The sequence below is a fragment of the Cryobacterium sp. Hb1 genome (assembly GCF_004403585.1).
GTDB lineage: Bacteria > Actinomycetota > Actinomycetes > Actinomycetales > Microbacteriaceae > Cryobacterium > Cryobacterium lyxosi.
In genome coordinates, this window is sequence record NZ_SOHI01000007.1 from 13,404 (window position 1) to 28,425 (window position 15,022).

The window sequence follows — 15,022 nt, forward strand, 5'->3', positions numbered from 1 at the left end:
CAGTCACCGGTCAAGTACCCATTGCAGCCCCGCCAACGCATCTAGCCCCGCACGCGCACGGGGAACGCGGCTAGATGATGGGAGCTGTTACCAGCCGGTGTCGCACGTCCAGTGGATGCCCCAGCCGTAACCGGGAACCTCATACGTTTCATAGCTGTAGTTGTCGACAGGTGGCATGAGCGTGCTGCCGTAGGTGACTTCTTGGCCGCCGCCGATCCCCTTGCACACGCTTCCTCCGGGCTTCACCTGGAGAGGGCGCCACGGCTGGTCACCGGTGAGGGAGCTGCCTCCACCGTTGCCCGTAGACGTTTGGACATCAGGCGCAGTTGATCCGCCGCCCGAGCTGCTTCCGCCGCCGGCGCCCTTGCCTGAGCTGCCGCCGCCGCCGCCGGAGCTGCGGGGTGCGGCTGCTCGTGCTGCTGCGTCGGCTGCCGCCTGTGCTGCTGCCGCTGCTTCGGCGGCACGCTCTGCTTCGACGGCGACGTGTGAGGCGCTGGTCGCTGCGGCTGCGGTGGCATAGGTACTGAGAACAGCGAGTGCGTCAGCGTCGCTGTTCTCAGTACCCGCAGAAGTGACTGCGGCTATAGCGGCCGCGAGAGCATCGCGTTCTGGTGCGCCAGCAGAGGGGGTGCCGTCGAGCCGTGCCTGTCCTGCGACAGCGACGGACTCCGTGAGGGCTGGGAACGTGTCGGTCACATCTGCCACAGCGGCCTCGAGATCACCGGAGAGGGCAGTGACGCTCTTCAGCTCAGTGCCGGACGCGCTGGTCAGCGTCTCGACCGCAACCGTGGACTCGACGATGCTGGCTGTGCTGGCTGACTTCTTGACAGCCGGTGACTTCGGGACAGTGACCGTTTCGATGACAGCACCCGTTGCCAGGTCGAGGCCCTGGGTCGTAGCGATGCTGGTAGCTGCGACCAGCAGCTCAGCGCGCGCTGCTTCGAGGTCGGCACGCGCGTCACCGTCGACCAGGCCATCCGTGCCGGCGACAAGGGCAACAACCTGGGCGTCGAGCAGAGATGCTTCAGCAAGATCACTCGTCAGGTCGGTGTCGGCCTGCGCGTCGAGCTCCCAAGCTGCCTGGAGCGTGACTGTTGCTTCTTTGTGATCAGCGAGAGCACTGGTGTGCGCTGCTTCCTGGACGGCCGCTACAGCAGCGAAGGTGCCAAACGTGCCGCCTGTTGCGAGCACGACAGCCAGAGCGCTGGCGAGGAAGATCTTGCGAGGCTTGCTGATGGTGCGCAGCCGGGCGACGAGGCGGCTGCGTTTCGGCTGTGTCTGATCTGGGATCTCATCAGAGGTATCTGTGTGCATGGTGTGTTCCTTCTCGATTCAGCGATTCAGCGATTCTGGGATTCAGCTCAGCGATCGCTGGGGAGAAGTGGGTGGTGGGTACGGGGATGAGCTCGCAGGATGCGGGATTATTTGACCCTGCGGCTGGCCAACCTTGTGCTCTGCACACAACGCGGCCGCCTCTGAGTCAGCTCGTGGATTTCGAACGGACAACTGCACCTACTGGGCGGATTACCCGACCACGATGATGACGTAATAGTTACTCTTACCGGCCGCCCACGCGGTTGCACTGGCCACTGCGGCCACGGCGGATTCAAACCCACCATCCGACGACGGTGCCGGAGAGCCGATGACCCATCCCCGAGTTCCATCATGGTCTACTGCCCCGTACGAAATGGGGATTATTTTCTTGCCTGTTCTTGCTTCTTGAATGTCGATTTCTGCGTAGATACTGTCGCTAAATCTTGCTCCATCGCCCATACCGCTAAAGGGCGGAATCTGGGTTAGCTTGTCTGTGACTTCTGCCAATACAACGTCGGGCAACGGCTGATCCCGAGCTAGGAACAGCTCTAGTCCGTCGATAGTTATATACGACGGTCCTAGCTGATCTGTCTCCCAGGCGCTGAGCTTCCCGTCACCGTCGAGGTCTCCGGCGATTGGTTCGGTGGTTGCTGCTGGACTCGCAGTGATCTCGTGGTCAGAATCTTCGGGAGCAGCATCGGACGTCGAAGAGGTAAGTCCGGGCAGCAAAGAATTTGCTGAAGTCTCAGACGCGCAACCGGCGAGTCCCCCGGTCAGCAGGAGCGCTACGACCGCGCCCACGATCGTGTGTTTGGTGGTGGTGTGCATGGTGGTGCCCTTCTCGATTCAGCGATTCCGCCCCAAGCGAAGATCCGAGTGTTAGGTCAGAGTAGCGGCTGCGGTGTTGTGGGTGTTTGGGGGTCGTGACTAACCAGGTCGGCCCAGCGTGCGTAGAACGAGTTACTCTGCTCCCGTGAACCGACAGCGCCCTGCCCAGACGTTCGTGCTTGCGTGCTGAAGATGGCCTATCGACCATGGACAAGCTTGTGTGAACCGCGACAATAGATATGGCGACTCATCGAAGGCTCAGAAGTCAGAATCCAATCGGATTGGAGAACCGAGTGTCCAGCGCATCAATCGAGGAGATCGAATTCGCACTCATCAGCTGGGGTTTAGATGCGGCTACTTACATTGACTCTCACCGCGGGAACATCAGTGTGCGCAACTTTGCGGCAGGTTGGGAAGTGACCAAAAAGACGAAGGACACGGCCACTATTGAGTACATCCCGTTCCGAGCGGGCATCGAGTGGCGCGAAAATCTCGGTGTCGCGCGCGAACTTGGTAAACTCGTCAGCTGGTCCGCCGCCCAGTTGGCACTCAGCGACCTGCTACGCGCCCACGGTCCCTCGCCCGTTTGGGTCGAAGAGTTGCCAACCGAGATGACCATCGCACTCGTGCTTCTTTTGCCGTTTGTTGGCGGTTTTGATGGGACCCGACCCACGGTATCCGTCGATCGCGAGCGACTTCCTTCGCGGGTGACAGAGTGCGTGACCCTGCTGAGTTCCGCTGAGCGGTATTCAACTCGATGGGTTATCCCCCTGGCACCTGAAATTGACAGCCCCATTGAGTTGGAAGCGAACGTGTTCCTAACGACGCAGTCGCCCGAGGATCTCGTTTGGTCCCTCAACCTCGACATTCTGAGACCACCAAACCACGCCGGATTCACTGTCGCACCTTCTCAGTACCGCTATGCGGTTCTAGAAGTTCTGCACGGGGATAATCCGGAAGGCGAATTGACGGAGCGCTACGGGCGGCTGCTTGACAGTGCACTCGCGCTAACTATGGCACAGCCTGTGTTACCGGCTGGGTATTTCTCCGCGTTACGGCTGCCGCCTCCGCCCACGGGTTCCCTGAGTGAGTCCCGTCATGTGGCTCTATCGCCCTCCAGCCAGCAATGGTCCCGAACCTTAATTGACGAATTCACAAGAGCATGGCACGCGGTCCAGAATGCGCCGAATCCGATCAAACTCGCTCTCCGACGACTCGCGCGGACGGTAGAGAGGAGCGTACCCGAAGACACAACCATTGACCTAATGATCGCGGCCGAGGCTCTGTACCTATCCAAAGATGAGGGTGAGTTGTCATATCGACTTTCCTTGCGTGCCGCACTGTGGCTCGACGCCTCTTCACCAGAAGAGTGCCTGAAGACGATGAAGCTGTTCCAGTCGGCCTATTCGATGAGGAGCAAGGTCGCTCACGGGAACACTCTGAAGCCAGACGACGAGATACAGCTCCGAGAAACTAACGATCAAGTGCTGCGTGTGCTTAAAGTGGCTTGCTGGAAAGCCCTCGAGGCGTCGGCCCAGGGTAAGTGGCCGCCAAAGTGGGATGAATTAGTCTTCCAGAAAGATGCTTCGGCCGACCGGCCGAGTTGTCTATAGCGCGGTGCAGCTGAATTGGCGATTTCAATTCAACGCGCGACCGGCCTGCAGACGCACTGCAGATTTAGCGGACCGGCTCGATCGCCGGATCGTGTGCCCCACAAGTGACCATATCTATGCAGCGCTGATTAGACGATAAGCTGCCCCGAGGAAGCTTTGGGGTGGAAAGTATGACTGACGTTGCTCAGCCAGGGGGGCCTCGTGCTCACATTGTTCGAGAAGCACATGCACGCGCCGTGGAACTCGGAATCATCGAAATTATCGTGGCGCTGCAGGCTCGGCTCGGGCAGGCCCTTCTCGGAGCTATCGTGATGAAGAGTCCGCGAACCATTAAACGATGGGCCAATAAGACCGTGCGCGTGCCGCAGACGATCGAGCAGCTACTCCGAGACACGTTTCAAATCATGGAGCTGCTTTCATCGGCGGGATCACCGGAGGTTGCTCGAGGATGGCTGATGGGGATGAATCCACAGTTAGATGACCAGGCCCCCGCGTTCGTTCTAGCTAATGGCCACGCACGGGATGTCATGGTCGCAGCACGCGATTTCGTAAACGCTGGATAGGCACTAAGCCAGGCGCACCCGCCAAGCCAACTCTGGCACGAGTCGACCATTGGAATGCTGCTCAATTCCGATATGAGCGAGAGCGTCGCCATGCAGGCAGGCAGGCCGACGCGACGCATCCGATCGCCGTGTCTCGGTGAGGGCTATCGCCTGACCGGGATAGGCACCCCACTAAGGAGCGTGGGCTCGTGCGAGGTCCTGCCCTCTGCGCCCGCCGCACCGAGCCGAGTGAGAACGAGAGGCACATAAGGCTGACGTTCGTGCCTGTGTCCCACTAAAGCGCCGGACTTGCACTTCCACTATCGCCGATCTGGCCCGCACATCAAGTGATAGCCCCGTGCAACGAACATGGCGGCCAGAGGACGGGCGCAATCACGGCACAGTGCGACACCCGGGCGAATGGGATCGACCAAAAGCGGCATAGGAGCAACATACGAACGGTGCTCAGAACGACGCACACTTTCCGTGAGGTTTCCTGATGCGGACCGCACGGATGCTGCTAGCGCTGCATTTTCCCTGACCGCCCTTGAATGCGCATCGGAGGCACGTTGAGCCTTCGGCGTTCCCTTACTCGCGGTTGTGTAGCGCACCCGGCCCCCGCCTATTGAGTAACGCTTCTTCTTGACCTTCACGCAGAGCAGATACCCCTTAGCCACGAGTTCATCCATCCACTCACGAATTATGGCTTTAATCTCGGACTCGTGTAGACCTTGAGCTGCCAAATGCGTAGCGCATTCGCCAGATGACAGCCCAGAGAGAATGGGCCGACCCTCGATGAATTGCGCAAACAATGTCGCTTGCCACTGCTGCCGCGGGAACGGGAGCCCCGGCTCTCCTGTCGTGACTACGTCCAGGATGCCTGGCCAGTGACCATCGAACTCGTCGAGGATCCGCGCCCGGAGATCCGAGGTGAACCACGCCGGCTCAAGCAGGAGCGCCTGGGCGTCCATGGCCGCCCGACGAGATAGCACTCGATCCACGGCCGCCTGCTTGTCCGCAGCGATGACCGCATCCGCAGCCATCATGACTCGCCGCGCCGCAGCACGGGATGCTTCCTCTTCGGCTTGAGAGAGTCTCTGTGCGGCGTGTAGTTCCAGCCTTTGCGCTTCCATCTCGGCCCGATTCTTCTCCAACAGCTGAAGCCGATCGCTGGTCACGCCCGCTAGGCATAACTTCAGGCGCGACAGATCCTCGACGTTGAACTGACCCGGTGTGCCTGTGGCGGGTATCTCAAACTGACGCTCGTCTAGAACGACCTGCTCGACGGCGGTGCCGATCTGCGCGGTCACAGGATTGAACCAGAGCAGAGGCAGACCGGCATCGATGACCGCGGTATGAGTCGGGTTGATGATCACGAGGTTGTCACTCGCAAGACGATCAGCCGCTCTGCCGACCACGGTGCGTGCGTGAACCTGTCGCAGCTGTGCACCTCGCAGCTGTGCACCGTGGTGACCGAACAGCCACACATCGACGATGCCCATGGACCGATACGAGTCGTGGCGCTCCTGCCACTGGGCCGGAGTAAGCGCTGAGTATTGAATCTCAAAGGCCATGCGGCTTCCGTCCGACGCTGTGATCATCACGTCAGCTCGGCGATCGCCGGCGATCTCTTCCTTCTGCACCGTGAAGCTTGGATACAGCCCACGCAACCAAACAGCGATGCGCTCGCACGCCTGCATATGGAACAGACTCTCGGACGCATGGCTGCCGACGTCGTCACCGCCGCCGTAGTGTTTGAAGCCATCTCGACCCCGGCTCCGGCTGACTGTGGTGATCGCCGGACTAGGGCAATCGCGAACAGGGCAACAAAGTTCCTCCTTCGCCCAGGCCCGCAACTCTTTCGCTTCACCATCAGGGAGCAGAAAGAGGTCGTCAGCAACAAGACGGCGCCCGTAGACGAGACGCGTCTCACCGTTCTGGAAATCCGCAAGAACGCCTGATATGTGGGCCATACGTGCAGGCTACCGAAGTGCACCGACATCACAACTGCGCTGCCAGCAAAAAAATGCTGGCCGGAAACTGACCAGCGGCTATTCAGGGATTGGTCACATAGCGCCTACGCCAAAGAGCCTCGGAACAGCGCGACGCCGAATTGACCACTGTTTAGTCAGGAACTGATCCATCCCTGTTCACTCCACGCCCACAGATTCTGCAGCTCGGTCTCTCGCCAGGGGACTGGCTAGCAAATGGCTAGAATATGGTCGGCAGCTGGTCACTTCGCGCGCCCAGATGCATTTCCGGGTCGACGCCCGTCAGGGGTAGCAACGTCAACAAAATCGCGGAAACGCCAGAGACGACCCGCACGGCCGCTGCCAAGCAAGCGGGCGTCAACCGAGCGGCTCGTGCGCCGCCAGGTACAAACGCTTCCCCGAGCTGGCGCCCGATGTTTCAGGCCAGACAACTCGAACGACAGTGTGCTCGCCCAGACGAATACGAACAGCTGCCAGCTCTAGGTCTGTCCTGACTGGCTAGCTAGACCGATACGCGCCCCTGGTGCAGCATCTGCTGCGTCGGGGGCGCTTCTTTTTCTCCCGTGTGCAGTAGTTCGCGTGATCTCACAGGAACACACGTTCAGACACATACGAAACGCCCGCCCAGATGGGCGGGCGTTTCATTCTTTCAGGCTGAGAGAGGCTAAACCTGAAGCCGCTGAATCTCGACGCGCACATCGTCCAAAAGCTCGGCCATCGTGGTGGCGGGCTCTCGGAAACTGGCGCGAATCTCATTGAGAAGATAGCGCCCGCACGCCCGTCCAAGCGTGAGGTCCTTGCCGCCCATGTACACCGTCGTCTTCTCGACCTCGAGCTGATCTTCTTCACTGAGACAAGTCCGGTACCAATACATCTGACCGGTGCGAGCAACGCGCCGGGCAAACGACGGGTCTATCTCCTTGGGGGTGTCTCCCCACCACTCAGTCATATGGGCTTCGTACGCCACAGCGCGAGCCGCATCAGCGATCGCTTCACGGCGTGGGTTCTTGTGATGAAGCTCGAGGGCGTTCTTGGCGTCGTAGGTCTGACCCCACGAAACACCGGTGGCGATTGACCGCTTCCGTAACAGCTCAGCACGTGCGGCCGATATGTTCGCCAAGACCCCATCAGAAATGGGCACGGTGTTCCAGAATTGCAAATAAGCCGCCGCGTCGGGGTATTCCTCCGGCGGAAAAAGAAACGTTCCCTCAGCAAATGAATCAAAAGTCATGCGCACCCCGAACTGTCGTGCTCGTAGGTGTTTCCCGGAGCGTTGGCTTAAGTTAATCACGAATATCGTGCCTGTGGCGCAGCATTAGCTGCATCGAGGGTGATTCTTTTTCTATTGCCTATCTCACAGAAGCTCGTGCAGCGCTTCGCTTATAGCACTCGCTTCGATATTGCACTGAACAATGCTCTAATTAGCCACAGATTCAGCGCCCCCTAAACGGGTCGCTGAGCGTGACCAAGAAATACCACCTACTATCCAAGAACAGAATGCACCGCTTCGCGCTGCTGCTCTTATGCCGAGCGCACTCTGTTCGATCAGCCATAAGAAACCGAGAATCTGCCTTACAATCAGCGCAGTGCCGCGCCAAACTAATCGCGGAGCGACTACTATGGGGCTTATAGCGATGGATTTATGCGAGACGCAGAATAAGGTGAAGAAATGACGGACGACATGGTCTATCCGCGAGATGCGAGCTGGCACAGTCGGCCCGGCCATTCTGCCTACGCTCTGCATCGACCCAGCTCAGTAGACGTTGCATTGGCTGCATGCTCGTCGCACATCGTGCTCAACGATGACATCCCCGTCCGTCGCTCGGATGCTGGGACCGCTTTGTGTAAGCGGCCGGCCTGTGCGCGAGAACTCACCCAGGTCTCCACGGACTAATCACCTGCTGGTGACCGCGGCGCCGAGCTCTGATGGTCTCTGACCACCACGCGCTCACAAATACACCACAGAGTCCCGGCTGTAACCAGCCGGATCACGCAGGAATGATCACGATGTGACAGTGGGCGGGAGCAAGGTGCGTAATTACGCGATCGGGATCCTTATGCAAACCACCCGAGGACGCTTACCAGCGTCCCCCGTCGCCTCGGCTTTCGTCTCTTCGTGCCTCCGTTCCTCTGCCGGGCGCTCCCCCCGCTGGAACGCACCTCGGGTGGTTTGCTCAGCGCAGATACACCTATCGGTGAGCAGGACCCCCAGCCACAGAGATCGCCAAAACTGACGGGCCGCGCCTCGCCCCCTTCGAAGAGACTTCTTGAACGATGTGAGCTTCTTCTTCTCAGTCCGAAGGAAACAGGCACAGAAAAACACGAGCCGGCATAAAACACGGCGTCAACGTGCCGACCAGCAACTGACCAGCAACTGGTCAGTTGCTGGTCGCTACGCGCTCACGCTGAAGAGCGCTGAATAAGCGCGCCGCCGCCCCGGCCGCTATGTGGTCAAAGACTGGCCAGGCTATGGCCCGTGCGCGCCCATTGTGTTTCCAAGTCGACGGTACCAGACAGACCGTGGCCAGCAACAGACCAGAATGTGGTCAGAAGCTGGTCAGTACTTGCCCGCAGCAGCTCATTCCGGTCGTCACCGGGCTGGATTTCTCGAACTGGAGCTCGTGCGTGACCTCATGGCCCGATAGTGACCATATATCGGGCCATAAGCGGTCAAGCCCCGGTCACTACGCGCCCAAAGCACAACTGGCCAAGCCAGAAGCAGGGCGATAAGTGGTCATGAGCTGGTCATTATGTGGCCAGAGAAAACCCACAGATGAGCCACAAATTCCCGGCTGTTGCCCGCCGGATCACGCAGGAGTTATCACGAAGCAACAGTGGGCGGGAGCAAGGCGCGTACTTAAGCGATCGGGGCCCTCGGGCAGTATCGCTTACGCTACTTCTTGGTCCGTCGCTGGCCGGCTGCCGTCTCTGCGTTCCAGCATGCATGTGCTTTCAGCCCGGCCTACTCCGACCAAGAAAACGCTACATCGATACGGCCTGGCAGTGAATATCAGGACCCCCAGGCACAGAGATCGCCAAAACTGACGGGCCGCGCCTCGCCCCCTTCGAAGAGACTTCTTGAACGACGACGGTCTTTCCCCAGGTGACCGTCGGAATGAGCCGGTGTAGATACACGTGCTGAATCAGGTCAGGATGCAGCTCAGCAGTCAGCAGGAGCTGAGTGGGCTGAACTGATGAGCTGCAAGCCGTCCCGGGGCTACGCCCCGTCGGCATGGACGCGCAATCCAGATTCGACGCATGCGCCGATTCTGGAGCCTCTGAAGGTCCGAGAGGGCATAAGCGGATGACTGGAATTCCTAAGTTCAGTCAGTTTTGCAAAAGCGGCAAAACTGCCTGAACTTACCAATCCCACTGGGCAGAGAACCGGGCCAGCGACTGTGCTGGCAGCAAGGGTTGGCGAAGTGACAGCGCCTTCCGGAGCGGATCCTGGACTGGCTCTGAAACGGTGTTGAAGCTGTATTGGGACAGCGTTGAAGCTGGCTCTGAAACAGCCCTGTGGCCGCTGCGGGAGCAGCTCTCTTTTTACTCAGCGCAGCAGGCACAGGTGGCAAGCCTGCGCTGAATCTGGTGACGAGGTCTGGTGACTGGTGTTGTTGCTGAGGTCGTTGCTGAGAAGCAGCAGCAGCTCCTCTACGAGGCCAGTAGCGAGCACAAGAGAAGCAGCAACAGGGTGCCCGAGACGAGCTCGGATACGGGCGTAAGAAGCCACACGAGAGGCGACCGTCTCCGCTGCGCTGCGTCGATCCCCTGCGCCGGTAATGAGGCAAAGGTAGCCGCGTGCCCGCGGCCACGGCAGGGTGAAACGCGCATGGTGACAAAGGGTGAAACGCGCTCTGCATCGCTACGCTCAATGGCTGTCACCCTGGTGCCAAGGCCCCAGAAAAGCCGGTGACAGCCAAACCCCGCCTTTCCAACGCAACATGATGTCACTGTCTCCATCCCCTAGTGCTGTCTCCTACGTCGACGGGGATGGAGACAGAGGGTGTGGAACCATCATGTTTCGCTGATATACGTGCAGATATGACCACGATTCTCCGCTGAAGCTCCGAATGCGTGAGGAGAAGGGAAAGAGCATAAGGTCAAATAGCACCACGCTTCGTTTTCCATTCCGCTACGCTCCATGAAAATCTCGCATGGTGGTCGGCACAGCCGACAGTTACTGCGCCCTCCGCTTCGCTCCGGTCTTGCCCGATTTCGCTACGCTCATCGGGTCCTTATCTGCGTCGCTGCGCTCCTTGCCCTCCCAACCCCCACAGGGGATTGGCGGGTGCCTGCTGCCGACACCGATCCTCCGCTGCACTCCCCCTCGGATGCCGGCGAGATCCACGGTTTCTAACCGTGACGAGAAGCGGAAAAGCTGCTTCCTCGGCCACAAGTAGATGCAGACTCTACGCGAGTGGACTCGCAGGACCCGGAGTTGGAAGCGGGCGCAGCACTAGGCTCCGCCCTAAGTGCACCGCGAGGCCAAGCCGCCCTACCCATGCACTCGCCGAAAACGTCACCACCGTCGACGCGTCGCAGGAATGCGAATAGCACCTCGCGATCGAACCGCGTAGCGCGAGACGGCACCCATCTCCTCCTGTGCGCCGCCAAGGTCTATACCGACCGGGTTTCAGCAAATCGAGAAAATCCTGATCGGTACTAGGGCGACAGCAAGACCAGGCGATGAAACCTAAGGAGGATCAGAGATATAGGGTGAATTCACAATGCCACGATCAACCTTGACTTCGGTTGTCAGTTGTCATGAAGAAATGCTCACACGCGGCCACGGCTAAGCCCGTATATGGCCAACAGAAGGTGGCCGTCTGCGGGCAGGTGCTTCACTTCTGCCCAGCCGTCGACTGTTCCGCCCAAACGCACGTCGGACAGTGCCGGACAGGCGAAAAGGCCGGCTCTTTCAGCCGGCCCGCTTTACTACCGAGGGGCCATGCTCCGAATCGTAAGGCGGCATTCAGAGGTGCGTCAGCAGTGCCATAGTGTGTCCTGGCCTGGCTGTGATGAGCTTGTTTAGTTCGGTCCACACCCGTGAGGTCAACGCCGTCTCCGCTGTCTCATCGCTGGTAGATCTCCGTGATTTGGCTGGCCACCAGCGGGCAGCCCTCATGGCCATACAAAGCAAACAAGCTGACGTCCTGTTGGCCGCGTGTGGGCACTTTTTCGTGGCCGTCGACATTCGGTGCTGGTGCGTTGTGGCCTCGCGTTCGCATGAACATAGCTGCGGAAGCGTGTCGTGGTCCGACCCTGGTGCGTCGCCCTCAACGAGCTCTTCACCGCGTTGAGCGGCGAAGATTACGACAATGGACGCCCACGATTTCGGCGACCGCGTCGACGAAATCATTTCCGAAACCGTCGGCAGCAAAGATTTTTTCAGACGCCAATCTCAGGGGCCGCACGCTGAGAGCGGAAATGATTCGAGCACGACGTAGTCTCCTCTGGCACGAACCAGGCGTCCGCGATGAATGGCTCAACCTTGTGCTTGAGCAAGTCCCACGCCGCCCGCGGCGTCGCTTGTTCAAGGGCCTGATGCGGTCGGCGTTTGTTGTAGTGCTCCCGGAATCGCTGGACCCGGCCACGGAGATGCTCCAGTGGCCGGCCGGTCGGCGTCGAGGAAACGGATCAGCGTCTGGTGAGAGCGCTCGTTCTTGCCCTGGGTGGTCGGCTTGCCCGGCAGCCCACTGATCGGCCTGGTCCCTTTCGAAGCCAGAAAGATCTCCACGGACCCGATCGTGCCGGCCCGCAACTGATTGAACGCCAGCGAGTAATCCGAGAGCACTTCCCGGGGTGCCCCGCATGCGGCAATAGCCCGTTCGAGCACGTCCTTGGCGTCCGTGCTGTTCTCATGACATGAATACGCGTCGGAGCCCACGTCGTAACGGCTGGCATCGTCGAGCAGTTGATACACCGTGACGGTCTGCTCGCCGGCCAGGCGGTACTCGAACGCGTCCATTTGCCACAGCGACATCACCGTCGCGCGCACGAACGGGATATAGGACGACTTCGGCCGCTTTTTCGGTGACGCGTCCACCTGCCCCACGCTGGCCAGAAGACGCGCAATCGTCGCCACCGACGGGACCTTCCCTCCGGGGAACCCGTCGTCCAGGGCCGCTTCGTAGTAGATCGAACGCAGGCCATAGTCCCAGCCATCAGCCTTGAGCTGTTTGCGGATCTTCACCACTTCATTCACGACCACCTGCCCATAGCGTCGGGCCGGGACGTTCGGGGCGCGGGATCGGGGGTGCAGCGCAGCAGCCGCTTCGTGGACAGCTCGATCACGGATCTTGTAGAAAGCGCTCCGAGAAATCTTCAGGGAACGGCAGAACGTGATAATCGATAGCGCGTGAGGCTGGGTCGGGTCGTAGTTCATGATCGCGGCACGAGTCTGGGGTGAAAGAGAATTCGACATCCTTGACTATCCCCGTCATACGTGTCTCCGATGCTGTGAGACAGGGTGTCCACGATGTCATGAGATCGTGTGTCCACGATGCACTGAGACAGGACACACGAAGCCATGAGACCCAACGTCCGCGAAATGATGGAAGTTAGTGTCCACGATGTCACGAGATAACACACCAACTCGCCGGACCGGCGCTACCATCAAGCGCTACTCGCCGAGCGCTTTCCCTCTTGGCCCGCTCGCGCTCATTGCAATCAAAGTCCAAGGTGCCAGGGTGCACGGGTTCGCTGCGATTCTCCGAGCGGGCGCCAGAGCATGGGTGGCGCGTCGGTTGCACGCCTGGCGGGTTCGCTGAGTCCAATGCCATAGGACCTCGCAGCACCTGGGCTCCGGACACCGAAGGGGCAAGAGAGTGGAAAAGGCTTCCGATCTCGGCCGGCGGGCAGAAGATGCGGATGGCGGTGCGCCTTGCTGGTAACAAGACGCGCCCGACAGCGCTCGTGTCGATGGACACCAGACCTGGTCAGGTCACGCCACCTGCTTCATGCGCACCAGCGGGACCTGAAGCTGCTTGCCGCCCACGATGACAATGTGCTCCGACTTCTCGGGGGCCTCGACGATCTCCCATTCGGTGCCAGGGGGGAAGATGACTTGCGCATTTGCGATTTTGATTACTTCGATGTCGTAGACGCTCTGGAACAAGTTCCGACTCCGGGCCGAGGCCTTCGGAATACACAGGCCCCGGTCTGCCTCCAGCTCGAACAGCACCTGAAGAGTCGCCGACGATCCTTGCTGGGCACGACCGAAGCGCAGCGCTTCCTTCGGGTTTGTGCAGGCGAAGCCGAATCCGAGATCTCGGAGCACCGGGTCCCATGGTGTGCCGTGATGCAGGTACGCGCTCAGTCCAGCCACGTCAGGGTCGAACTGGTTCGGACTGACGAACAGGCCGAGCCCTCGGTACAGCCGAATCGGCTCGTCCAGGTCGAGTGCGGTGTCGAGGCGAAAGAAGAGGTCGACTGCGGCATCCACTAAGGTTTGCTGAGTCTCGTACGGGTAGCCGTCGAGCAACAAGCCGCCATCGTCATTGAGGCTCATGCCGTTGCGCAGCAGCTTGTTTGCCGGGAAGACGTCAAGGGAGGTGAGGACTCCCACGACGTCGAGTTCCTTCGGGAAGAGAGAGAAGAGCTGGCGTTCGCCATTCCGATCTACGACCATCTCCTCGTGGATCGTTGATGGCACACCAACGTGGGCAGCAATTGCTGCGGCTCGGCGCCTCTCCTTCCATTTACGTTCTTCGCGCCTGTATGCAGGCTCACGGGGGACGCTCTGCTGCTTCGTCTTCCTTTCGATGTCCGCTTGCCGTTTGTCGAGATGCGCCTGACGGCAGGCCTCGCGATCACGGGCAGTCCAATGACGCTGGCCATGGAGCCGGCAACGTCGGGGTAAGAGGCGGAGCATGGCGTCCAATCATCGAGCTGAGCATCGGTGCAGAGAACACCTACTTTAGGGCCGATGCGAGGATCCCCTGACGACGCAAAAATCCACACCATAATGTCCGTTATGGTGTGGGTCAGAGGCTAGTCCACCAACGTCAGCGGCCTCGCCACCGGCCGGGTTGAATCGGGTCAATACCATTTCCGCACCGATCTTCCACGGACCAGGTGACGATAGGTTGGTGGCCATGAGCACCGAAAACAGCGACGGAGATTACTGGGCATCTGCCAGTCTGACCGATGTGCCCGAGATCGCCGCTCTCGCAAGGGTTGAACTGCCCTCGATGACCGCATTACATGCGGAGGCAGGGTGGACGAAATTCAACCGGTTCGGTCGCGGTGAGCAGGTGCGGGGCAATTGCACACTCGTGCTTCGTGACGGTGGCCCCAATGGGCCGCTGATCGGATTCATTTGGGCAGATGACGCGATGTACACCGACCATGGAATAGCGGAGCCGTGGTGGTGCATCAATGCACTGGCGATCGCTCCACAGTTCCGGGGTGAAGGCCGAGGGACTGCCTTGGTTTCCGAAGTCGCAGCAGTCGGGGCACTTGCCGGCGTCGCACTCCTGTACGGCCAGAGCGTTCCAAACTCGGTTTCCTTCTGGAACAGGCTGGGCTGTGTTCTTGCCGACGACGGAGAGAGCATTGGCACTCACAGCCCTGCGCGGCGCGTCACGGGCGAAAAAGTGATGCTCACGTTCGAGCCTGGACCAGGTGACCGCTTCTTTGTGAAGTACCTCACCAGCGCCCCAGGGTCTGTGCGGTCCGGGCTACTTCCTGCTTCTAGGCTGAAGTCGCTGTAAGAGCTTCGCCTACTCTGCTC

The 15,022-nt window shown here is 60.0% G+C and carries 9 protein-coding genes and 1 pseudogene; 4 read left to right on the forward strand and 6 right to left on the reverse strand.

The features are described 5' to 3' along the window. Window positions 1-87: 87 nt before the first annotated feature. Entirely contained in the window at window positions 88-1,314 is a 1,227-nt protein-coding gene (locus tag E3T38_RS01170) for a hypothetical protein (RefSeq protein WP_134545629.1), read from the reverse strand. 210 nt (window positions 1,315-1,524) lie between these two features. Beyond that, complete coding sequence (locus E3T38_RS01175) at window positions 1,525-2,142, reverse strand: hypothetical protein (RefSeq protein WP_134545630.1); 618 nt, start codon at window positions 2,140-2,142, stop codon at window positions 1,525-1,527. Window positions 2,143-2,435: 293 nt separating this feature from the next. Between E3T38_RS01175 and E3T38_RS01180 the strand changes: the two genes are divergently transcribed. Together E3T38_RS01180 and E3T38_RS01185 are read left to right on the forward strand one after the other, a co-directional pair. Continuing rightward, complete coding sequence (locus E3T38_RS01180) at window positions 2,436-3,755, forward strand: HEPN domain-containing protein (RefSeq protein ID WP_134545631.1); 1,320 nt, start codon at window positions 2,436-2,438, stop codon at window positions 3,753-3,755. 236 nt (window positions 3,756-3,991) lie between these two features. Continuing rightward, window positions 3,992-4,318, forward strand: coding sequence for an XRE family transcriptional regulator (locus tag E3T38_RS01185; protein ID WP_134545632.1), 327 nt, complete (start codon window positions 3,992-3,994; stop codon window positions 4,316-4,318). 299 nt (window positions 4,319-4,617) lie between these two features. On the opposite strand, the gene E3T38_RS01190 is transcribed toward E3T38_RS01185, so the two are convergent. Then, on the reverse strand, window positions 4,618-5,967 hold the full coding sequence (locus E3T38_RS01190) for a hypothetical protein (RefSeq protein WP_370448969.1): 1,350 nt from the start codon (window positions 5,965-5,967) through the stop codon (window positions 4,618-4,620). On the opposite strand from E3T38_RS01190, the gene E3T38_RS16980 reads away from it, so the two are divergent. Beyond that, the gene (locus tag E3T38_RS16980; RefSeq protein WP_241984239.1) at window positions 5,854-6,258 is read left to right on the forward strand and encodes a hypothetical protein; all 405 of its coding nucleotides are present in this window, start codon (window positions 5,854-5,856) and stop codon (window positions 6,256-6,258) included. The genes E3T38_RS01190 and E3T38_RS16980 overlap by 114 nt on opposite strands. A 694-nt stretch (window positions 6,259-6,952) precedes the next feature. On the opposite strand, the gene E3T38_RS01195 is transcribed toward E3T38_RS16980, so the two are convergent. From E3T38_RS01195 to E3T38_RS01210, 3 genes and pseudogenes are all read right to left on the reverse strand, one after another. Continuing rightward, window positions 6,953-7,519, reverse strand: coding sequence for a hypothetical protein (locus E3T38_RS01195; RefSeq protein WP_134545634.1), 567 nt, complete (start codon window positions 7,517-7,519; stop codon window positions 6,953-6,955). 4,262 nt (window positions 7,520-11,781) lie between these two features. Continuing rightward, window positions 11,782-12,712 (reverse strand): annotated as a pseudogene (locus E3T38_RS01205) (integrase core domain-containing protein); the annotation flags it as partial. A gap of 519 nt (window positions 12,713-13,231) precedes the next feature. After that, the gene (locus E3T38_RS01210; protein WP_134545636.1) at window positions 13,232-14,170 is read right to left on the reverse strand and encodes a hypothetical protein; all 939 of its coding nucleotides are present in this window, start codon (window positions 14,168-14,170) and stop codon (window positions 13,232-13,234) included. A 214-nt stretch (window positions 14,171-14,384) separates the two neighbouring features. Between E3T38_RS01210 and E3T38_RS01215 the strand changes: the two genes are divergently transcribed. Beyond that, complete coding sequence (locus tag E3T38_RS01215; RefSeq protein WP_134545637.1) at window positions 14,385-15,002, forward strand: GNAT family N-acetyltransferase; 618 nt, start codon at window positions 14,385-14,387, stop codon at window positions 15,000-15,002. The last annotated feature ends 20 nt before the right edge of the window (window positions 15,003-15,022 follow it).